The following is a 21,426-nucleotide window of genomic DNA, read 5'->3' on the forward strand; positions in this document are numbered from 1 at the left end:
CTTGCCGATAGAGCAATACCGTTGGCGACGGTAGTGATTGATCTCAGAAGCATAGGTTTCCTGCGGGTTTGCGGAGATATGCAGGGCTCTCGATAGGTGACGGCAACCGGCCGTCTCTATCAGGAGACCCAACTTCATGCTCACAGACCTTGCCTTGCGGAACCTCAAGTCGCGCGCCGCTCTTTACAAGGTTGCAGATCGCGATGGCATGTACGCGGCCATTTCGCCGTCAGGAGTCATTTCCTTCCGGTACGACTATCGAATCAATGGCCGACGCGAGACGTTGACCATCGGTCGCTATGGTTTCGGTGGTATCTCACTTGCCACGGCCCGGGACAAACTGCGAAATGCCAGGCGGCTGGTAGCTGAGGGTATTTCGCCAGCGCTACAGAAGCAGCGAGAGAAGGCGCGTGGACCTGAGACGCAGACTTTCAGTGACCATGCGAATCGCTGGCTTTATGGAGCCACGATGGCCGAGTCAACTCGTTCGATGCGCAAGAGCGTACTGGATCGAGACATCCTGCCTGCTTTCAAGAAGCGTCTTCTGGGCGAGATCCACGGAGAGGATCTGCGTGCACTATGTATGCGTGTGAAGGCGCGAGGCGCACCTGCGACTGCTGTACAAATCCGCGACATCGCGAAGCAGATCTATGGTTACGCAAATCTGCATGGGGAGAAAGTAAAAAATCCAGCTGATAGCGTAGATGCAGCATCCATTGCAACCTTCGTTCCGAAGGATCGCGCGTTGTCGCCGTTAGAAATCCACCTGATGTCAAAGCAGTTGGAGTCTGTTGCTGCCTATCCGACCCTCCGATTGGCATTGCGCATGATCCTGCTGACCCTGGTGCGTAAGAGCGAGCTGATCCAAGCCACTTGGGATGAGATCGATTTCGGAAATGCGATTTGGACGATTCCGAAGCATCGTATGAAGGGGCGCAAACCCCATGTGGTCTATCTGTCGCGGCAAGCTCTCGACATCTTCATGGCCCTCCGTGTCTATGCAGCCGGCTCCAAGTTCGTACTGCCGTCGCGTTACGACGCTGATCGCTGCATATCGAACGCAGCCTTGAACCGGGTCACGCAACTCGTAGCAGAGCGAGCCAAGACTGCGGGCGTGCCGCTGGAGCCATTCACCGTTCACGACCTGCGCCGCACTGGATCGACATTACTGAACGAAGTGGGCTTCAACCGGGACTGGATTGAGAAATGTCTGGCACACGAGGAGGGACGATCCTCGCGCTCGATATACAACAAAGCTGAGTACGCCGAACAGAGGCGTCACATGCTGCAGGAGTGGGCCGACATGGTGGATGCCTGGGTCGATGAGCGGGTACCCGCCCATACAAAGCCAATGAAATTGTATGAAGAGGGGAGGCCCTGATGGTTACTGCGCTCTGGACCTAGGGCCGCACGATTTGGCCGACGCGACCTACGTGAAACGGTTTCGCCAGCGCGAGCGCAACGGCGGTGACGCATCCGCCGCCGGCAAAGCGCATCCTTGAAGCGTAGCCCGGCGCAGCAGAAAGAAAGGTGCGTCGCTCCCGAAGGAACGGCGTACCGAGGGCGGCGCGGCGCGAAGCCTGCTTGTCCGGGATCGGCATGTTGAACACCAGCGCGAAGGCCGTGCGCCGCACATGGGCCAGCCGGCCCGTGCGATATGCCTACTCGGGCTTGGTGCAGCCACTGGCCTACGAGCCGCTGCGCTGCGGATCGCATTCGATCAGCGCGACAAAGCCATCGTCGAACAGCTTCTGATGCTCGGGGCACAGGCCCCAGCCGGTCGCCGTATGGCGCCCCATGCTCGCCCGCAGGCGCCGATCCAACAAGATGGCGCCGGTATCGAATGCCGTGCAGTAAACGATGCAGACATGCTGTTCGATGGACACATACGATTGTTCGTTCATGACGATCTCCGGTTGCGCGGGCGGGACTGCCCGGAACCGAAGCCCGCACGGCGCAGCGCAGCCGTCAGGGGTCAGCGACGGCCATCGGCCGCAAGCGAGCCTGCACGCGCCGCCCTTGACGGCGAGAACGCCGTGATACGGTGAAGGGAGCAGCAAGACCGCCCACACCCGCCCACTGCATACGGGCTGCTTTTGAGGCAAGCGGAGCGCGCAGGCCCGGGGAGGGCCGGAGGCGTCAGGGGTCAAAGCCGAATGGCCGTGACTCGGGACGAGGCGCGGGGCGCAGCCTGCGAACCCGACGGCGGCACGCCGGGACGTCTGTTCGTCAGACTCGCCTATAAGGTGTTTACGATGGAGAGGAGGGCACACCAGTACTGTTCTGACCAGCGGGGCAAAGCCTGGGCTCTTCCACGCCGGATGAATGGCAAGCTATGAACGCGCGCAGGAATGAACTTAGATTGGCACATCGCCACTCGGCATCGTGACCACGAACGGAGCCAACGTAATGAGCTACTACTACAGCGACCGTCAGAACGGTCTATCCGCACCATTCGATCAGACCCTTCTTCACCCAAAAGTGACAGGAACATGCCCGATGCTGGTGGATTGACGGCGATACGGTCGGTCTTCCCCAGAAGTCTGCCTCAACAGACCAACGGGGTCTTCGATCCGGATTGAGTGATAGCGATATCTGTACGCCGCAGCCGCCCGGGCAGCTCATGCAGGCCCACTTCTTGACACCGCTATCGATGACGAGGCGCAACTCGCCCGGAGGCACAGCATTCTTGCCTGGATGCTGAGCGGTCGCAGAAACGAGCAGGTCATAGCGCAGCCACCCGAGCCCGTGCAGCGCGCGCGCAGTAAGTCGTTTCATGGTCATCCGATCACGCCGAGGAATGGATTGACATCGCCGCGCCCCCAACTTGCTTGGCTGGCACATACCGGACAAGAGGCAACAGGCCGACAGGTCATGGCGCGATCCTCCACGCGGTCGAAACGGCGAATCCTATTGTGCGTCATGCCCTGAGAGCCGCGGAAACTGGTCAGGCCTTGAATGAGCTCATCGACAGCGGCGCAGGCGATGGTCGTGGTGAATGTGACCACGGCGGGCGCCGGGTCGGCGCCGCCGTCCACATAGGCTTCTGCCTTACGCCACTCGAACTCGGTCGGGTCGCTGCGCTGGAGACCCTCAGCCGCAGCGCGGCGCGGATCGGCCACCCCCAGACACATGAGGCAAGGGCTGCCAGGGCGAATCGTCGACACGCGGCCCGTCATGTCGTAGTCCGCGCCGCTGCGTGCCGCGCGCATGCGCAGGCCGACATCGATCAGCGGGATGCCGTAGTAGTGCGCCAGGCGATTGAGCGTCAGCCGCCCCTGGTGGTCGTCGGTACAACCAAACAGCACATCGCAGGAGCGCAACAGATCGCGCAGATCAGGGTGGCCGACCCACTCCTTCTTGGTGACGACCTGGGTGCCGAGACCCGCTGCGCGAATCTCGCGCGCGAGGATGTCTACCTTGGCGAGGCCGGCGACCACATCTGCGGCGCGCGAGCCGTGTACGCGGTTGAGGTTGGTGACATCGATGATGTCTTTGTCCACCAGCCCCAGAAAGCCGACGCCCAGTCGCGCCAACAGCATCGCGACAGCACTTCCCGTTCCCCCGCTCCCTATGACGCCGACCCGCAGCCCGCGAACGACCGGATTGAACTCTCTGCCGAAGAGCGCGGCCTGCCGCGCCAGAAAGTGATCTTCGTCGACCGAAGCTTCCGCACGCGCGATCTTGATCTGGCCGCCTATCAGCGAGATCGAGGATGCCGTGACCGTCTCGCCTGGTGCGATCCAGAGCCTCCCCACCATACCGTCATCGCGGCCGAAAACCATGCTGGCCAGGCTGGAAACGCCCTTGTTGAACGTCGTCCGGGCAAGTTCTGCTTCATTTCGGTCATCCTGCTCGGAGAAGAACGCTGCCGCGTTCGGATGCGTATGCACGAGGCCCGCAACCAAGCCGCGTTCCTTCGCGACGCCAAGAACGCGCATGAAGCCGCGAGTGGACCATGTGACGTGGACGGGCGATGCCGAGACCATCTCATCGGCGGCGACAGGGATGACCTCATGCGAGATCAGCCTGGTGCGAGCTAAGCCCGACCAGGGGTCCGCCGAAATCTCGGCCTTGCCGAACAGCACATAGGCGGACGACTCGGCCCCGTTCTCGCTGTGCAGCAGCGATCGCAGGGCCGCTTCGTGCGGCTCCAGCAGGACGATGTCCAGAGCGGCCGGCGACATCACTTCGCCTCCGCCAAGGCGTGCTCGACGCGCTTGAGCATGGTGTGCAGGCCGTCGATGCCCGGGCGCCACGCCGTGTTGTGGCGCGACCAGCGCTGCCAGTTGCGCCCCTGGAATGCGTGGGGCTGGTCGGCGCAGCTCGGGTAACGCCCCACGCTCTGCAGCGTCAACCAGGGGTCGCAATAGAACATGTCCGGCGCCACATCAGGATAGCCAGGCGGCAGAAGAATGAGCACGTCGGCCGCAGCATGATTGAACTTTCCGGTGGACAGAGGCAGTTGCTTGAAGATGACACCCGTGTGCGGACCGTCGCTCACCGTCTCGAAGACCACGCCATGGCTGTTCAGATAGCGTTCGTCCGCTTCGGGGAGCGCGAACAACCCTTCCGTGGTGTCGCGGATCAGCGTGATGAAGCGCTCGATGCCCGGCTTTCCCAGATCGATTAGGTCGCCGTCGCGGATCAGGATGTCCTGACCGCCGCCGCGAACTTCAAGGTAGACATCGTAGGTCTCCGGCGGGACGCCAGCCAGCGCTTTGAGCACACGGCCACTGATGCTGGGTTTGCCCCACTCCAACTGGCGGTCGTCGATCGTGAACTTGAACGCGCGATCGGTCTGGAAGATCACGAAGCGCTCTGCGCCGCGGCCGCGCAGATCGTAGGTTTCGTCCAGACGCAGGTCCTCGAACTCGCCGGGGGTCAGGATCGCGTAGACGCTATAGCCATCGACCGGGCGCAAGCCCGCGGCTTGGAGGATCTGGCGCGCAGTCGGCACCGGATCGGCGAGATCGATGTGACGTTCCCGGAGCTGTTCGTCCAGGACGACGATCCGGTAGAGCGCAGCCGGGCGCAGGTTGCGGCCTTCGCGGATCGCCGCGGCGACATCTTCGACATCAGAGCGGTCATCGCCGCTGTTGGTTTGGTTCTGCATTTGATTGCCCTTTGTGGGGGTGTCATCTGCGGGATTGCAGACTTTCTGGCCCCTCACTAAGTCAATCGCAGCCCGGCGCCAAACCGGAAAGGATGGGTTAGATTTTTTCTTGCAACCAAGCCCCTTCGGGCAAGTCGCCGCATAGAAAGAAGCTCGGGCAGCGTGGACAGGTGCGTGCTTCAGGCCTGGCGGGGAATTGCCCCACCTGCATCGCGCGAAGAAATGCCTGCAGTTTCTCGCGCCTGGACTCAAGCTTGCGCGCCGAGATCTCCATTGGTTGGATGGTTTCGCTGGTCAAATAGGCCACCTCAACCTGGGCGTGCGAGCCATACGCTTGAACCGCAGCAAGATGAAGAATCGTGTATTCCATGTCATCGAAGGCGTTCGAGCGCTGCCTGCCCGTCTTAACGCGGCGCACCATGACGCGCCCACCGTCTTCGCGCGCCACACCATCAGGGCTGACCAGGATCTCGCCCTCTGCCCAACCTAGTGAGATCGGAGGTGCTGATGCCAGCATTCCACGGCTTCGGCTCTCGATGAGAAAGTCGACGAGACGTTTCCCGATGCGGCGGTAATCCTCCGCATAACCGTGCTCCGTCGGCCCTTTAGAGCGCCACGCCGCATCGAAATACCCTGATAGTTCGTCGGCGGAGGGAGTGGTCGTCTCGTGTTCGCGTTTCAGCCACTCGAAAACCTCGCTCACGACATTGTGCATCTTCATGAACGCTGTCTCAGATCGCCGACCACCGAGCTTCAACACGTGCGTGTACAAGAAGCGGCGAGGGCAGCGCTCGAAGAGATTGACCTGTATATCGGTCCATTGAGGGCGTCCTTGCCATGTGATGGACAGAGCCGGGTTCGTCGATGTCGGGCTGGGAAGCAACGGCACTGAAACCGGACGAACAAGGAGTCGGTCGAGCGGAGCGACAAACTTGGACGGGCTACGCGCACGCCCATCGGCCTGCCTCGTGTACGCATACAGCTGCAGCCTGTCGCGGGCACGCGAAAGTGCGACGAAGAACAAGCACTCCTCTTCTTCGTCGTGACCAGCCTTCACTGCCTCAATGCCGGTCAGGTTTTCCGAGCCATGGATCAGTCCATCCGGTGGAAGACAGCGGGGCGGTACGTTATTGCGGGGCAGGCCGGACGCCACCATGCCTGGCAGATGAACGACGTCGAACTCCAGACCCTTGCTTCCGTGGATAGTCATCAAACGCACTGCGTCGATGTTCTCGGCGCTGTGGGGCAGTTGGTTCAATCCACGATCCTCAGCGAGTAGTACCAACCGCCGGACGCGATCGAGCAGGCGAAGGACCGGGACGCCTTGCCCTCTTGGTTGCCGGCGACAGAAGTTCAGGAACTGCCAGATGGCTAGCCCTTGCATGCGGCTCTGTGGATCACCAGCCAAGTAAATTGTCTTCGCGAGTCCGAGGTGATCGATCACCCAGTCAGCAAGCAAAGGCCAAGGGTTGGTCGATGAGCTCACACCCGCAAAAAGCGCGGACAGGCGAAAAAGCGTCTCGCGAGTGCCTTCTGCGAGATGATTCACTTCGGCGTGCATCGTCAGCCAAGCCAGGGGAGGCGGATTCGCTGCTCGCAGGTGCTCGATGACCCGCATGACGTCCTGCAATGGCATCTGGTATCGAGCCATGGTTGCCACTCGCACCAGTGCGGTCGCCCGTGGGTCGGTCGCCAGTGACAACAAGACCAGAAGATCCTTGATTTCTGGCCTCTCGAAGAGGCTGCCCAGGTGCAGTGCCGGTACGCCAATGGCCTCGAGGCCTTTGGCAATGGTGTTTAGACGCGCATTAGATGCGCACAGAATCACCTGGTCACCGTAGGCAATGCCTTGCGCGTGCAAACCCTTTATCGAAGCGGCGAGGGTGGATATTTCATCCCCAGCCGACTCGGCAATGCGGAGCTCTACCCGTTCTCCATTGGCGGCGCGGGCAGCTTTCAGCTTGAGCGGTAATGCACCGGCGGAGGCTTGCATACCGCGCGCAAACTCGGTGAATACATCGATGATGTGCTCGTCGGAGCGATAATTGACGCCCAATTGAGCGGTCTGAGCGCCAGGGAAGTCGACCGCAAAGCGCGCGATGTTCGTTGCAGAGGCGCCGCGGAATCGATAGATAGACTGGCGCGCATCGCCGACAACCCATAAGTTGCGACCTTCGCCGACGATGGCTTTCAGGAGCCGAACGGACGCGCGGTTGACATCTTGGTACTCGTCTACCAGCACATGCTCATGTCGAGCACGCAGGGCGTCCCTTACCTCGGCTCTACTTTCGACCAGTCGGACCGGGAGTGCAACCAGATCGCCGAAGTCCAACAACTGCTGCCTAGCCAGAAGTCGTTCGTATGCTTCAAAGAGCGTGGCGACCTCCAGGCATTTCTGGGCACGGACTAGGGCGTCCTGGTCGGTTCCCGCGCTGGTCGCCATGGACTGCGCGAGGGCGCGATATCCTGCAGAATCGATGACCTCGTCCTTGGCGCGTGAAATCGCGCTGAGCATGTCGCTCAAATCCAGGGTGGGATCCCAAAGGTTGCGATAGTGCTTTAAATCGAGCCGCGGAAACTCTTCCTCCAGTAGCTCAATAGCCTCCGTCCTGTCGATCAGCTGCGGGTCTGGGGGAAGCCCAAGTTGGTCATGGAAGCGGCGGACGATGTCGAGGCCGAACGCATGGAACGTTCCGATCCACATGGCTGCTGCTGCGACAGGGTTGCTTGCGGCAATCCTCTCGCATAATTCATTTGCCGCCTTATTCGAGAATGTGAGAACCAGGATTGTCGTTGGGTCGACACCTTCCGCAAGTAACCCCTCAATGCGGCGAACAAGCGTTCGCGTTTTGCCAGTGCCTGGCCCTGCCTGTAGCTGGAACGCCAAGCCACGATGTGCGGCCGCCTGAATCTGACTGGGTTCTGGGGCAAGCGGTGTAGCAGTGGCACCTGTGCCTACAGGTTGCAACTCTTCGGCTGGTGGGACTAGCAAGGCATCCAGCAACTGTTGCTGCACCACGGCGAGCGGTGCGCCGAAGCGTTTTGCAATCGAGTCGGATGCCAGCCCTTCGTTGATATGTAGTTCGCGCAGCACAGCGCGCGGCAGCAGGAACTCTCGCGCAAAGAGATCCATCTTGATCTCACGTCTTTCGCGCGCTCCATAGTCAAGAACGCGGTCGATGCCGACCGGTGCGTCCTCCATCGACCGTTCGGGCTCAACATCCACAGTCACCACGTCCAGCGTGCCACCTTCCAGCACGACATGACCGAGTTCATGCGCAATCAAGAAGGCGCGCTCGAATTCCGATCCGAGGTTCTCATAGAGGATGCCTCCGGCCTGACTGTCGAAAGTGGCTTTGCCACCCTTGAGTTGCGGGTCTCCGGCCTGCAGTGGATACACATCCAAGCCGCGACGTGTGGCCTCATGAAGCGCAAACATCAGGGGGCTGGTCGGATCGCCACCGGCCGCGGCGTTCGCACAGTGCAGGCGTTCTGCTTCTCGGCGGGCGGCCTCGGTGGCGTCCATTGCTCAGTCCGACAAGGACTTCAACGTGGCCTGCTGTTCCGGCGTGAGCTGTGACGTTTGGACCGCTTGGTCGAACGTGATTTGCTCGCCCACACTCGGCTTCACACTTGACCGAAAAGCCTGTCCGGAAACCATCCGCGGCGGAGCCTGCAGGTACGCGCCCATAGCTTGAACGGTGGTACCCAGCTTCGATGCAAGCTTCTCGGTGAATCGAACAGGAATGGTGGAAGCACGGATGGCCCGATCGCGCACACGCATCAGGAAGAGGTTGCTGACGTCCAGGCTACGTGCGAGCGACTTGAAGCTGCTCGTACTGAGCTTGGCGAACGTATTGGCGACCTCCGCGTCGGGCTGCTGGATAGTCCGCTCGAATCGCTGCCAAGCCTTGTCCACCGCACTGTCCGGCACCTCAGGCGCCTGAACATCGTCTACCGACGGCTCATGAACAAGATCGATCGAACAGTCGATAAGCGCAGTCGTATGCTGCGGATACTCCCTGATATAGCGTTCAAGCGTCTCCCGGCCATGGTTGGGTTCCATGGAGAACGCCATCAGCACGAATTCCTCGTCCGCAGCGAAAGGCTTCGGCGTATTCATGCATCCTCCTGTAGAACAGAATTGAGGGTCCTGAATGCACGATCGCGGCGATTGCGCACGGTTCTCTCATCGCACTGGAGCATCTTTGCGATAGTCATGATGTTCGGGTCCTTCGAGTCGATCTGGAAGCCTTGCCTTAGCAAGCCCACGACCCGTCTCTGATCGTCTGGTAATTCGTCAATCGCTGCGTCCAACTCCAACCGGAAAGCCGGGTCGTCAATTTTTTGCGGATCCCCTCCCATAAATTCGGCCGCCGCTTCCTCGACCTCCCGAGAAATCTCCTGACCCGCTTCTCCGTCCGTTGACAGCGGCTCGGTGAGTACCGACGAGGGACCGATCTGCCTTAGCACGGATTTCCGGAATCGGTCGAACGCCATGTCGAACCGCACTTCGAAGAAATCCAGCATGGCGAATCGGCCGTTGCAGTCCTTGGCGATTCTCTCGGCGAACCGGCCCATGATCTCTTCTCGAATGCCTTGCGCCCCGGCCATGCGGGAATCCGAGACCGTTGCAAACAAGGACTGGCCGATACGTTTCATGAGCAGTCCGAATATCTGTTTGAACTCGTCCTTTGCACCCGTCGCGTGGGCGCGCCGCAGAAAATGCATCAGCGCTTCGGACGACACGTATCCGCTGCTTTTCCTCGACGTGATGGCGAAGGCCTGCAGGCGTGCCGTGGCATCGACCGCCTCCAGCCTTGCGAGGCAGACCTCGATCTCCGGCGGTCGAGTGAACGGCAACCCGTGTTTGTCTTTGCTCTTCAACGGCTCCGGCATTGATCTCCTCCTTGCCCGTCAGTCCACGATGTCCTTCTTTACCCCGTCCACCGTCATCGAGCGCGGATCGGCAAGGACACCTGGGGCTGGATCGGCACGAGGGTCCTGGCATAGGCACGTAGGATGTCGTTGTAGAGATCCGCGTGCTTCGGGGCCTCCACTGAGAGGATCAGTGCGTAGCGGATCTTCTCGGCACTTGCGGCTCGGCCGCCACCATCGCGGGCGTTGTAATGGATGTCGAACACTGGGTTTTTGAGGCTGGAGCCGCGGAAGGTCTTGGCGCCGTGCAGCACGGTTTCCCACTTGCCCTGATCCGAGCGGCGCTCCTGCTCGGTTGCGAACTTCTTCAGGTCAAAGAAACCCTTGGTATCGGCGTTGCTCTTGCCATCCTTGATCTTCTCGTCATTGGGGCGGAAGACGACTTCAAGACCGGCCTTGGTGTAGGCCGCTGCATCCTGCGGATCGGTGGGGGATGCGTAACAGAAGGTGGCCTTCAGGCGGACGTTGCCCGTCAGGCCCTCCCTCGGTATTGGAAGGCTGGCGCGCAGGTACTTGCTGGGCTTGAGCTCCCCCTGGTAGACCACCCGGGCCACGCCGTCTGGGCAGGTAATGATGTCGAGGGTGTCTTCCGGGATCTTGCCCCAACCGACTTCGATCGGGTCGTGTTCGCCGGGGTCGGCCGCATGGACCAGTAAGGCCTTAATGGCGAGAGGCGTCAGGTTTGCGCCTAGGATCGCGCGGATACCGATTGCACTGCGCAGTAGGTACGGCGCCGCAAAGCTGGTACCAAGTTGTGGCGTCAGCACTGGTTTCGCATTCGGCGTCAGAACGTGGAAGTATCTGGATGCTGGATTCCCGCCGAAGGCCATTAGGTCCGGTTTGACGACGCCGGGGCTACGGCCTGGCCCGATGGCGCTGTAGGGTGCGCGGGCCCAGCCCGCACCGGTGTCATCTGCGGCGCCGACCGAGAGAGCGTTGACGCAGTCCGACGGAACCTGCACGCGGTTGTAGCCGAGTTCGCGGTCGCGTTCCCCGTTGTTGCCGATGGCTACGGTCATGAGCGTATCGCCGTCGCTGAGTAGTTCGTCGATAACAGAGGTCCAGGCGTGGACTTCCTGATCCTCCACTTCGAGGTCGGGCCCCAGACTCAGGTTGATGAACTCATAGGATCGCGATAGCAGGACCTGTTCGATGAGGCCGAGCGTGCGATACAGCTCCAGCGGGTCTTCGTCGTTCGATTCCTGGTCGAGCACGCGCAAATGATCCACCGGAGCGAAGGGGCGACCAGCCGTTCCATTGGGCTGGATGGGGCCGAACAGCACCGCAGACGTCACACCCAAACCGTGTTCCGGGCCGTGCGGGTCATCGTCGGCATCTTCGTCGAGCTTGCGATACGAACGCAGCCAGGGGCCGATGGGGTGGTGCTCGGGCAGGCCACCGTCCAAGATGGCGACACGAGGTTCGGACGAAAGGGCCTGCTCTGTTGGTAGGTTGCACCCCACCGAGGGTCCACCGCTGCGTTGCATGGGGCGGATGCCCCGCAGCTTGGGCACCGGCCGGATCACCCGGACGAAGGCAAAGCTGGCCAGCTTCTCGACTTCGCGTGGCTTGCCCTCCACTGGCACGAACCACAGGTTGCCGGCGACGAAATCGACTTCACTGTGGACCTTCACGCCTTCCCGATGGGCGAACTTCACGAAAGCCTTCTGGATCAGTCCCGGCTCTTCATCCGGCAGCAGGTGTAAGCCGACCTCGAAAAAACGGTCCTTCGGGCTGCCAAGGCTCACGATCCGTTCCACCGGCGCGAATGCTGCGAACTGCTCGATATGAGTCAGGTCATCGCCCTCGTCCGATTCTGTCTCGACGGTTTCCATCCACTGCGAAAGGTTGCGGAAGGCCTGCCGCTTGCCGGCCACAAAAAGTTCGGTTGTCGTGGTCTCCTGCGGCTGCCCCTTGCGAGTCCAGGCGTCCGGCTTGACCTTGACGGTGCGGCTGCCGATGGACTCCAGCCCCGTGCTGCGCAATAGCCCGGTCGGAAAGTACGAGCGCGCGATGAAGCTGGGGTTCATCATCAGCCGGGCAACAGCGAAGTCACCCGGACAGGCGTCAGCAGGCAGTGCGTCCAGCGCCTTGGCAGCACTACGGAACTGAGGAGCCATTCTTTCCCGCGCTTGCGCGAGGGTGTAGACCTCGGCCTTGCCGGGCATGCGCCTCGGGCCGACGATGTCATGGGTCAGGAGCTCGCCACGACCGATCAGAAAATTGGTTTGGCTCATGCGTCAGCCTTTCTCCGGGGCGCGGCCTTTCGTGCCGCAGGCGTGTCGTTGGTGTACTTGCGGATCGTGTCCCGGCTTACCCCGGTGATGTCGGACACGGTGTGTTGGGACAGACGGGTCTGCTTGGCCAGCATCACTGCCAGGTCGATGCGGCCCTGCCTGTCCAAAGCCAGAGCGCGGGCCTTCATGAAGTCCTCGACCAAATCGGCATCAGTGGTCGTGCCGAGAGCCACGGCGCGCCGGAAACGCTGCACATCGCGCTCGATGTCACTGAACGAGTGTCCGGCGAATGCAAACACCAGGATGTCGATCCAACGGGCAAAGAGGGCATAGTCCGGCCCCAGAAAGCGCTTGATGGCATCCTTGATTGCTCTTGTGTCAGGCGTCTTGAACTGGACCACGAGGTCGAAGCGGCGCCAAAGCGCTGGATCGATCAATTCCGGGTGATTGGTGGCTGCTAGCAAGACGCTGCTGGCAGGCCATTCATCGACTTCCTGAAGAATCACCGTGACCAGGCGCTTGAGTTCGCCCACGTCGGTGTCATCGCTACGTCGTTTGGCAATGGCGTCGATTTCGTCCAGTAGCAGCACGCACGGCTCGCGCTTGGCGAAGTCGATCGCCGCCCGCAGGTTGGCACCGCTCTTTCCCAGCAGGCTGCTCATCACGGCGGTCAGGTCGAGCACGTACAACGGCACCTTAAGCTGCGCGGCAAGCCAGCGAGCAGTGAGTGTCTTGCCGACCCCGGGCGGTCCCACAAAGATGGCTGAGCGGGTCGGCATCAGTCCCATGGTCTGCAGTCGAGCGCTCTGCCAGCGTTCGGCGATGAGCTGCCCCAGAACATCCTCGACATCGCTGGATAGCAGTGGCGCATCTTTTGTCGGCTCGTCCTTGAACACCTTCAGGAGCGAGAGGCGGGATTCGTCATCTACCGGCAGAGGTTGGGCCGCCAACGGCTGAGAGGGCAGCTTGCGCATGGGGGAAACACTGCGTGCTGGCTTCATCCTCAAGAACAGCTCGAGCTGCTCCGCCAAGTCAGGCGCCGTTCCTCGGTACTTGCGGACCAGCCGCGCCGCGAACAGGCGCACGTCTTCCGTCTGCTCGGCCAGCGCTAGGCGTACCACCTGGGCTAGATCTAGTTGCTCTTCTTTCATTTCGTCCAAGCAGAAAATAAGTGATTGATTTAAATTAAAAAATTTGCATTTAACATTGGACTACGCTTATTGTCTCACAAGTCGGCCTAGAGTTGCACAGGGCGCCGAATCAGAGGGCGCAATCTGTCCGGCCGGCTAGGCCGGTCTCGAAGATGACGTGGACTGGCATCGGAAACGCATCGCCACGGGCGCCGTGCTGACGACGCTGCTGGGCGTCGGCGCCGAGCTGGCCGCGCCGGAGAACCGCCAGGACGGCAACCGCATCGTCATCGCCGGACGCGACGGCGCGCAGGACGGCATCAACCAGGTCGGTCAGGAGATCTCCCGGCGCAACATGAACGTCCAGCCGACCTTGACCGCGCGGCCGGGCCTGCCCGTGCGGATCATCGTCAGCCGGGATCTGGTGCTGCGGCCGTACCAGCCGCTGTCCCTCAACCGAGGAGCCACGCAATGAGCACGAAGAGATTGCGGCTCGGGCCGCTGCCCAGGACCGAGAACGTCAGGCTGACCTTCGCCCGCCCGGTCGGCCTGAAAGCCGACCTCGACCACTACACCGCGCTGCACGCGTAGGCAAATGGCGAGGCGGTCGATGCGGAGAAGTTGATCCCGCACATAGCGAAGGATCGTGATTTCAAGAGAAGGGCAGGCAACGCTAAAGCCACGGGCGAAGCGAGGCTCGACGAGGACCGGTGTACTTGTCTGCGCTATGCTTAAGGGGGACTAACGATGGAGTTTCCGCCCTTGGATCTCTACATCTTTCGCACCATAGGAAGCTTTTGTTGAATGACGGTAAAAGCGACGGTAATGGCACATGCCAATCATCGCAAAACCCTTTAACCACGAGGACTTGCGAGACGTGTTGATGATCGAGTGGGAGTGAGGATCGCTCGGAGACTATCGCCGGCCAGCGGGGATCGACGTAAGAACCGGAGGCCAGATTCGGACCCTCCCTTTCACCATCCAGACCAAACCGGCTTTTTCCTTGCTCCGTTCTCGCCGGGAGTCGACGTCCGGCCCGGGATGTCCACATCCGGAGTCCCACACGAGCGTGCCGGAAACCGCAATCAATCGAAGCCGTCCGTGAAGATGCGATCGACGACGACCGGTTGCGAGAGTTCGAACGCACCGATGTCGGCATCGGCGCCGAACACGCGCGGGTAGTCGGCGCCGCGCTGGTCGCTGGCGAAATGGCCGGGATTGCTGCCGCGATCGATCGCGAGGCTGCCCGTGGCGAGCGCATGCGTCGGCGTCGGGCCGCCGTAGTCGCCCAGCGGCAGCAGGCCGGGGTCTCCGGTCAGCGTGTCGGAGGGCGGCGTACCGTTCATCGCCGTGATGATGTCGTGGTCGCCTTGGATGACGAGGCTCGTGAGACTGCCGATGTCCGCGGCGGGGCCGGCGCTCGTATTGGTCGCGACGATCGAACTCGCGATCGTGATCGCCGGCGCGAGCTGGACGCCGTTCACGACGTTGCGGACGAAGATGCCGCCGCCGGCAACCGTATCCAGCGCCGCATTGGCCGCGATGGTGCTGTTGCGCACGACCAGGTTGCCGTAGGTCACGTGCACGCCGCCGCCGTTGGTGCCTGCGCTGTTGCCGCTGATCGTCGAGTTTTCGATCGTGGTCGTGAATTCGCCGACCGTGCAGACGCCGAAGCAACCCGGCGCGAACACACCACCGCCTTCGAGGTCGCTGTGGTTGTCCGACAGCGTACTGTTCCTGATCGTGACGTCGCCGACCAAGGCGCAGATGCCGGCGGCGCGGCCGTGGCTGGAATTGCCCGACACGACGGATTCGTCCAGCGTGACGTTGCGGAGTGCGTAAAGCCCGCCGCCGCCGATGGCCAGCGCGTTGTCGGCCGGACCGCCGATCATGCTCCGGGTCACCTTGCTGCTGGCGAGCACGATGCTGCCGCTGGAGAACACCGCGCCGCCGGCATATTTTCCGTCGTCGACGTAGCCGCGGGTGATGTCCAGATGGTCGAGTGTCAGGATGCCGCCGCCGCTGTGCAGGATGACGCGGTCACGGTGGTCGCCATCGAATATCAGCGTGCGATCTGCCGGACCGATGATCGCGATGTTGTCCACGTTGGATGTGAACGCGCCGTCGGCTAGCGTGATCGTGCAGTGGGACAACGGCGACAGGTCCACGACGCCGCCGTCCGAGGCATTGGCGATGGCGGCGCGCACGACTGCTTCCGAACAGTCCGTCACCGGTGACGGCGGCGTCCCGGACTCGAACGCGCCGATGTCGGCAGCGGCGCCGATCGTACGTGGGAAGCCGGAGCCGCGCTGGTCGAAGAACAGGCCGGGATACGGCCGGCCCGCGTCGACGGCCACGCTGCCGGGCGCGAGGGCATGCGTCTGCGTCTGACCTCCATGATCGGCCAGCGGCAGCAGACCCGGATCGGCGGCGATCGTGTCCGGCGGCGCCGCTGGCGACGAGCTCATGACGACGTTGTGGTCGCCGGCGATCGGTGGCGTCGGGCCGGCGATGTTGAACAGAGTGATGTCCTGACCATTGTTGTGGGCGGTGTTGTTGGCGACGATGCTGTTGGTGAGTCGCAGCGAGTAGCCGTTCACGCACACTCCGCCGCCGCCCGCACGCCACCCGTCGAACGTCTCTCTGGACGCGGTGTTGAAGGCGATCGTGCTGTCGGACACATCCACGGGGCTTCCGTACAGGGACGCCAGGCCGCCGCCGTCCATCGCGGTGTTGCCGCTGATGGTGCTGGCCCTGACGGTCAATCTGACCAGCGTATCGCCGATGGGCTCGTCGCCTTGGCGGATGGCCACGCCGCCGCCTTTCTGCACCGCCCCATTGCCGGTGATCGCGCTGTGGACAAGGGTGATGTTGCCTTCACCGTATACGCCGCCGCCGCCCCTCGCGTACGCCTGATTGCCGCTGATCGTGCTGTACGAGACGTACAGATGGCCGCCCGCGAAAATGCCGCCGCCCGCGCCGCCGTGGTAGCTCACGATACCGAGGACGGAGGGCACGATGGAGCCACATGCGGTATTGCCGGACACGGTCGACCGGATCACGGAGACATTGCCTTCCGCGAACATGCCGCCACCATATCCCTCGTTGTACTGGTTGTTCCCGACGGGGTAACAGACCGAGGAGTTGGTCAGCGAACTGCTCGAAAGGGTCACGTCGCCGTCGGAATGCACCGCACCGCCGGTACCGTAGTAGACGGTGTATTTACCCTCGTCGCGGGGCATCGTGTCATTGCCCGCCGTGATGGCGAGATGGTCGAGCGTCAGCAGGCCATGGCCGGTGTGGTGGAAGACGCGACTCGCATGGTTGCCGCTCAGTGTCAGCGAGATGTCGGCCGGGCCTTGCACGGTGAGGTTGTCGACAGCAATGGCGATTTCGCCGGCAGCCAGCGTGATCGTGCAACTGGACAGCGTGGTCAGGTCGATGGTGTCGCCATTGGAAGCGCCGTCGACGGCGTCGCGCAATGCGCTTTCGCTGCACGTGGTGACCGAGAGGGTCGAACCGATGCGGGCCGCGACCGGTGCGTGCGCATGCGCGTCACGCGCAAGCGGGACGGCGGCGAACAGGGCGGCGAGCGCCGCTGCCAATGGCCGCATCGGAACCGAGCGGTGAACGCTTCCAGTCGCACGCATGGGTGGTCTCGGCGAGACGGCTCAGCGCCGCATCGTACGCCCATCGAAACCCTCGCGCCCTGATCGTCGCAGGGACGCGGATGCTTCGCGACCATTGTGTGGGTGCCCGCCTGTTCGGCGGGGCGTGACAAGTCGCGGGCGAGACATTCGTTATCCTGGCAAATCGGTTTGCCGACGGGGCATATGCTTAGATGGCGTTCGTTGCACGAGATCCAGGTTGCGATGAGCGTGCTGGGCGAGGGTGACGAGGAGCTTTCCCAGAGATACCTCCAGCATCACGACATCGATCTGTACGACGAGGCAAAGGCCACGTCCGGCAGCCTGTTGCGCATGAGCCATGCGTCGCAGCTCACTCACTGGCACGGCATTCCGAAGACATGGCGTGATAGCCGGCGCGGATCAGCGCGGTGTTCCGCGCGAGAGCGGCATCGGCCACGCCGCACGCACGGCGCGGCGGGTCACCTGGTGCTCGAGTGGGAACGAGCGCCGTGGGCGCCCGCTACCTCTCGGTGCTGCCGGTGACCTGCCGTCATCGCCGCCCGGCACGAAGGCGATCAAGCCGCAGCGTCATCTCCACCAGGTCGTAGCCGGGCACGAAGCCGTCCGCGACGACACGCCCGGCGACGAAGCCGTAGCGCTCGAAGAACCCGCGGCTCATCGGCGTCGTCTCGATCACCACCGATTCGAAGGCCGGATTCGTCGCGATCAGGTCGAGGCGCGCGACGAGCAGGGCCTCGCCGAGGCGGCTGCCGTGCAGGTCGCGACGCACCATACCCCAGCACAGCGCGGCGATCGACGGGTCCTTGCGGTCGGCCTGGAAGCCGCCGCAGGCGACTACGGCGCCGCCGTTCCCGACGACGAGGTACGGTCCTTCGAGATTGTCGAGCTGGTCGATGAAGTCCGCACGTTCCGCCTCGGCGAAATACTCCGGTACGTTGCTCTCGAACAGCGCGAGGCAAGCCGCACGGTCCTGTGGCCGGTACTGCCGTACCTGTTCGTCGCCGGAGCGGAGCGGCTTGGCCATGAACACCGACAAGCCTCCGGAATCGAATTCCTCGTCCGGCCGTCTGTCGATCTCGACGTAGCCGGCCTTGCAGTAGAACTTGAACGCGCGCGTGTTGAACGCCTCGACCTGCAGCCGCGCGACACGATGGCCTCCGGCGGCGATCCGCCGCTCACATTCGTCCAGCAAGCGGCGACCGATCCCCAGCCCCCATACCGCGGGATCGACGTGCAGTGAGGCGATCAGCGCCTCGTCGGCGTCGGCGAAACCGACGAGGTCTCCCTGCCGTTCGGCGACCACGAATCGTGGCCATTCCTCGTCCACATAGCGTTCCGCGACCGCGTCGGCGAAATAGCGTTGTGAAGCACCGTGCGGAAGCTGCGGCGCGAAGGTCCGTTCCCAGGTGCGATGAAGCAGCTGGACCAGCGCCGCTCGATCTGTGGAGTGCGCCTGGCGCAGGCGCAGCGTGTCCGACGGCGTTCGCATCGCTCGAAACGATCCAAGGGCGAGACGACTTCGTATGCGGGCGCACCGTCGAGACGACAAGCCCGGCACTGGTATCCTTGCGTATGCACGTCGCGACCGAGACTCCCCCCGTCGATCCCGCCGAACGCGACGCGTTCTGGATGACGCGCGCGCTCGAGCTGGCGCGCCGCGCGGAAGGCGAGGGCGAGGTGCCGGTCGGCGCGATCGTGGTGCTGGGCGGCGAAGTCGTCGGCGCCGGCTGGAACCGCAACATCGGCGCCTGCGATCCGAGCGCACATGCCGAAATCGTCGCCCTGCGCGAAGCCGGCCGGCGACTCGCCAATCACCGCCTGCTCGGCGCCGAGCTGTACGCGACCCTGGAACCGTGCCCGATGTGCGCCGGCGCGATCATCCACGCGCGCATCGCGCGCGTGGTCTACGCCGCCGCCGACCCGAAGACCGGCGCCGCCGGCAGCGTCTTCGACATCCTGCGCGACGAACGGCACAATCACCGGGTCGAGCTGACGAGCGGCGTACTGCAGGAAGAAGCCTCACGGATGTTGACGGGCTTCTTCCGCGCGAAGCGCACGAACGGACGCGACTGAAGGCGCTGCGGCAAGCGCGATCGAACAGGACTGGCATGAAGGCGGCGGCGACCCGGATTCCCTTGCGATTGAACCTGGTGCTGGGCAGCGCGCTGCTCGGCCTGAACCTGTTCGTGCTGATCGCGCTGCCGCTGCTGCATGCGCCGCTGGCGTGGACAGCCGCGGCGCTGGCCGTCGTCGCGCTGCTGAGCCCGACGCTGTGGGCGTTGGTGCACGAGGCGATCCACGGCCTGCTGCATCCGCAGCGGCGCTGGAACCACCTCGGTGGCCGCGTGCTCGCGGTCGCCTTCGGCTCGCCGTTGCGCGCGATGCGTTTCGCGCATCTGCGCCACCATCGCTACAACCGCACGCGCTGGGGCAGCGACGAGATCTACGATCCCGTCACGCAGCCGCGCTGGCTCGCGTATCTCACGCACTACGTACGCATCACCTTCGGCCTGTACGCTGCCGAGATCACGGTGCTGTTCGCCTGCTGGCTGCCGCGCTCGGTGCTGTTGCCGCCGCTGCGCGAGGCCTGCCCGGACCTGCCCGACGGCAGCGCTGGCATGGCGAAGATGCTGGAGCGCGACCTGCTCAGCGAGGAGGGCCTGCGCGAGATGCGCATCGATTCGCTCGGCGTGCTGGCGCTGTACGGCACGTCGTTCGTGCTGTACGGAAGCGCCGCCTGGCTGGTCGCCGCCTTCCTCGCGCTGCGCGCGTTCCTCGCGTCGCAGCTCGACCACGCGCCGCACCACGGCACGCCGGTGGAGCAGCGCGATCACGCCTTGAACCTGACCGCGCCGCGCTGGCTGCATCGCCTGCTGCTGAACTTCCCGCTCCATCGCACGCACCACCAGAACCCGCACCTGCCGTGGACGTCGCTGCCGCAGGCGAGCCGCTTCGACGGCGAGGACATCCCGTTCGTGCGCGGCGTGCTGCGCCAGTGGCGCGGGCCGGTCGCGATCGGCGACGCGCCGCGGGCGAGTCCGTCGTCCGCGGCATGAGGCTCCGTCTCAGTTCAGCGCATGGCCGCGCCCGTAGGGCGGGTGGAGATCGCGCTTGATCCAGTCGGCGAGCAGTCGCAGGTAGCCTTCGGTCACGCGCGTGATCGTGCGCGAGCCGTCCGCGTTGGTGGTGAATTCCATCATGCCGTGATCGGTGTCCGGGAAGACGTAGGCGTCGATCGGCCGTCCCGCTGCGATCTGCTTGCGCAGGATCGCGCGCGTTTCCTCGATCGGCGCCTCGCGGTCCTTCTCCGCCAGCACCCACAGCAGCGGCGACTTCAGCCGCTTCAGCACGGCGACCGCGTCGTAGTCCCAGATCAGTTCCAGATTGTCGAAGCGCGCGCGGCCGACGCGGCGCAGGTCGGCGTCGCTCATGCGCAGCATGTCGCCGCTGTATTCGCCCTGGATCTTCTCGACCCAGGGCTGGCCCGCGACGTCGCGGCGCAGGCGCTCGAGCTCCTCGAAGCCGCCGGTGAAATGCGAGGAGACGATCCGCGCGGTGGCCTTCGACAGCCGCTTGATCGAGGCGACAGCGGCTTCGTCCAGTTTCGCCTCGGCCGCTTCGCCGAGCATCTGCTCGCGATCCTCGTCGATCGGCGAGGCGACCAGGCCGAAGCCCACGGTGACGAAGTCCGCCGGCGAACGCGTCGCCGCCAGCGGCGCGACCCAGCCGCCCTGGCTGCCGCCGAAGTAGCCGCTGCGTCCGAAGCGACCGGCGGCCAGGCGGCGCCCCTCGACCAGCGCCGCCGCGGCGTCGTCGGCGAGCAGTTCGAAGTTCTGCGTGTATTCGCCGTCCGACTCGCCGGTGCCGCGCTTGTCGTAGACGAAGGTGGCGATGCCCTGCGCGGCCATGACGTAGGAATAGACGCCGCCGATCGCCGCGCGGCGCTCGGAGCCGTGCACCATGACCACCAGCGGCGGACGCGCGTCGTTCGACGCGGCCGGCTCGATCAGGAGGCCCGTCAGCTTCGTCGCGGCGCTGGAGAACGTCGTCGGCGTCTCGCGCAACGGCAATCGCTTCCAGCTGGCGGTTCGACCGTCCGCCTCGCGCACGTTCACCGATTCGCCGGCGCAGTCGACCAGCGCGTCCGCGCTCCCGATCGCGCCGCGACGGCCGTCGACGAACAGGTAGCGCGCCTGCCCGGTCGTTCCTTCCGCAGGCGTGGAGACGGCGAGGAAATCTCCTTTGCCGGACGTGTATGCGCCGCGCACGCATTCCGCCGCAGCGGAGCCGGTTGCCAGAACCGAGGCGATCGACAGGAAAGCGAGCCGTTTCATCGGGAGGACTCGAAAGGAAAG

General features: G+C 63.5%; 13 protein-coding genes and 3 pseudogenes. 5 read left to right on the plus strand and 11 right to left on the minus strand.

What is annotated here, in order from left to right; translation table 11 throughout:
• Positions 1 to 136 precede the first annotated feature (136 nt).
• On the plus strand, positions 137 to 1,381 hold the full coding sequence (locus tag J7520_RS16685; protein WP_291190675.1) for a site-specific integrase: 1,245 nt from the start codon (positions 137 to 139) through the stop codon (positions 1,379 to 1,381).
• Between the two features lie 211 nt (positions 1,382 to 1,592).
• Here J7520_RS16685 and J7520_RS16690 read toward each other — a convergent pair.
• From J7520_RS16690 to J7520_RS16725, 8 genes and pseudogenes are all read right to left on the minus strand, one after another.
• Positions 1,593 to 1,904, minus strand: a pseudogene (locus tag J7520_RS16690) (ATPase); the annotation flags it as partial.
• A gap of 876 nt (positions 1,905 to 2,780) precedes the next feature.
• Positions 2,781 to 4,187: a ThiF family adenylyltransferase gene (locus J7520_RS16695; RefSeq protein ID WP_291190678.1), complete on the minus strand. Its 1,407-nt coding sequence runs from the start codon at positions 4,185 to 4,187 to the stop codon at positions 2,781 to 2,783.
• The gene (locus J7520_RS16700) at positions 4,187 to 5,116 is read right to left on the minus strand and encodes a multiubiquitin domain-containing protein (protein ID WP_291190682.1); all 930 of its coding nucleotides are present in this window, start codon (positions 5,114 to 5,116) and stop codon (positions 4,187 to 4,189) included. The genes J7520_RS16695 and J7520_RS16700 overlap by 1 nt, the downstream gene beginning before the upstream one ends.
• A gap of 97 nt (positions 5,117 to 5,213) precedes the next feature.
• Positions 5,214 to 8,642, minus strand: a complete 3,429-nt coding sequence (locus J7520_RS16705; protein WP_291190684.1) for a UvrD-helicase domain-containing protein — start codon at positions 8,640 to 8,642, stop codon at positions 5,214 to 5,216.
• 3 nt (positions 8,643 to 8,645) lie between these two features.
• Positions 8,646 to 9,239 (minus strand): hypothetical protein, encoded by a 594-nt coding sequence (locus J7520_RS16710; protein ID WP_291190687.1) that lies wholly within the window; start codon positions 9,237 to 9,239, stop codon positions 8,646 to 8,648.
• The gene (locus tag J7520_RS16715) at positions 9,236 to 10,015 is read right to left on the minus strand and encodes a sigma-70 family RNA polymerase sigma factor (protein WP_291190689.1); all 780 of its coding nucleotides are present in this window, start codon (positions 10,013 to 10,015) and stop codon (positions 9,236 to 9,238) included. The genes J7520_RS16710 and J7520_RS16715 overlap by 4 nt, the downstream gene beginning before the upstream one ends.
• 53 nt (positions 10,016 to 10,068) lie before the next feature.
• Positions 10,069 to 12,291, minus strand: a complete 2,223-nt coding sequence (locus tag J7520_RS16720) for a S8 family peptidase (protein WP_291190692.1) — start codon at positions 12,289 to 12,291, stop codon at positions 10,069 to 10,071.
• Positions 12,288 to 13,442, minus strand: coding sequence for an ATP-binding protein (locus J7520_RS16725; RefSeq protein ID WP_291190695.1), 1,155 nt, complete (start codon positions 13,440 to 13,442; stop codon positions 12,288 to 12,290). The genes J7520_RS16720 and J7520_RS16725 overlap by 4 nt, the downstream gene beginning before the upstream one ends.
• A 127-nt stretch (positions 13,443 to 13,569) precedes the next feature.
• Here J7520_RS16725 and J7520_RS16730 point away from each other — a divergent pair.
• Both J7520_RS16730 and J7520_RS16735 read left to right on the plus strand, forming a co-directional pair.
• Positions 13,570 to 13,896 (plus strand): annotated as a pseudogene (locus J7520_RS16730) (TrbI/VirB10 family protein); the annotation flags it as partial.
• Positions 13,893 to 14,156, plus strand: a pseudogene (locus tag J7520_RS16735) (DUF2274 domain-containing protein). The pseudogenes J7520_RS16730 and J7520_RS16735, both read left to right, overlap by 4 nt.
• 350 nt (positions 14,157 to 14,506) lie before the next feature.
• Here J7520_RS16735 and J7520_RS16740 read toward each other — a convergent pair.
• Both J7520_RS16740 and J7520_RS16745 read right to left on the minus strand, forming a co-directional pair.
• Entirely contained in the window at positions 14,507 to 17,035 is a 2,529-nt protein-coding gene (locus J7520_RS16740; protein WP_291190697.1) for a choice-of-anchor Q domain-containing protein, read from the minus strand.
• 565 nt (positions 17,036 to 17,600) lie between these two features.
• Complete coding sequence (locus J7520_RS16745) at positions 17,601 to 18,560, minus strand: GNAT family N-acetyltransferase (protein WP_291190700.1); 960 nt, start codon at positions 18,558 to 18,560, stop codon at positions 17,601 to 17,603.
• Positions 18,561 to 18,643: 83 nt separating this feature from the next.
• Here J7520_RS16745 and tadA point away from each other — a divergent pair, with 83 nt between their 5' ends.
• The gene (tadA, locus tag J7520_RS16750; RefSeq protein ID WP_291190702.1) at positions 18,644 to 19,144 is read left to right on the plus strand and encodes a tRNA adenosine(34) deaminase TadA; all 501 of its coding nucleotides are present in this window, start codon (positions 18,644 to 18,646) and stop codon (positions 19,142 to 19,144) included.
• Between the two features lie 77 nt (positions 19,145 to 19,221).
• On the plus strand, positions 19,222 to 20,127 hold the full coding sequence (locus J7520_RS16755) for a fatty acid desaturase (RefSeq protein WP_291190770.1): 906 nt from the start codon (positions 19,222 to 19,224) through the stop codon (positions 20,125 to 20,127).
• A 9-nt stretch (positions 20,128 to 20,136) separates the two neighbouring features.
• Here the strand turns inward: J7520_RS16755 and J7520_RS16760 are convergent, their stop codons facing one another.
• Positions 20,137 to 21,405, minus strand: coding sequence for an alpha/beta hydrolase (locus J7520_RS16760; protein WP_291190705.1), 1,269 nt, complete (start codon positions 21,403 to 21,405; stop codon positions 20,137 to 20,139).
• Positions 21,406 to 21,426: the final 21 nt, after the last annotated feature.

This window comes from Dokdonella sp., assembly GCF_017744955.1.
Classification (GTDB): Bacteria; Pseudomonadota; Gammaproteobacteria; order Xanthomonadales; family Rhodanobacteraceae; genus Dokdonella_A.

Coding starts and splice junctions, on each gene's coding strand:
- J7520_RS16685 (WP_291190675.1), top strand. CDS start 137: ATGCTCACAGACCTTGCCTTGCGGAACCTCAAGTCGCGCGCCGCTCTT.
- J7520_RS16695 (WP_291190678.1), bottom strand. CDS start 4,187: ATGTCGCCGGCCGCTCTGGACATCGTCCTGCTGGAGCCGCACGAAGCG.
- J7520_RS16700 (WP_291190682.1), bottom strand. CDS start 5,116: ATGCAGAACCAAACCAACAGCGGCGATGACCGCTCTGATGTCGAAGAT.
- J7520_RS16705 (WP_291190684.1), bottom strand. CDS start 8,642: ATGGACGCCACCGAGGCCGCCCGCCGAGAAGCAGAACGCCTGCACTGT.
- J7520_RS16710 (WP_291190687.1), bottom strand. CDS start 9,239: ATGAATACGCCGAAGCCTTTCGCTGCGGACGAGGAATTCGTGCTGATG.
- J7520_RS16715 (WP_291190689.1), bottom strand. CDS start 10,015: ATGCCGGAGCCGTTGAAGAGCAAAGACAAACACGGGTTGCCGTTCACT.
- J7520_RS16720 (WP_291190692.1), bottom strand. CDS start 12,291: ATGAGCCAAACCAATTTTCTGATCGGTCGTGGCGAGCTCCTGACCCAT.
- J7520_RS16725 (WP_291190695.1), bottom strand. CDS start 13,442: ATGAAAGAAGAGCAACTAGATCTAGCCCAGGTGGTACGCCTAGCGCTG.
- J7520_RS16740 (WP_291190697.1), bottom strand. CDS start 17,035: ATGCGGCCATTGGCAGCGGCGCTCGCCGCCCTGTTCGCCGCCGTCCCG.
- J7520_RS16745 (WP_291190700.1), bottom strand. CDS start 18,560: ATGCGAACGCCGTCGGACACGCTGCGCCTGCGCCAGGCGCACTCCACA.
- tadA (WP_291190702.1), top strand. CDS start 18,644: ATGCACGTCGCGACCGAGACTCCCCCCGTCGATCCCGCCGAACGCGAC.
- J7520_RS16760 (WP_291190705.1), bottom strand. CDS start 21,405: ATGAAACGGCTCGCTTTCCTGTCGATCGCCTCGGTTCTGGCAACCGGC.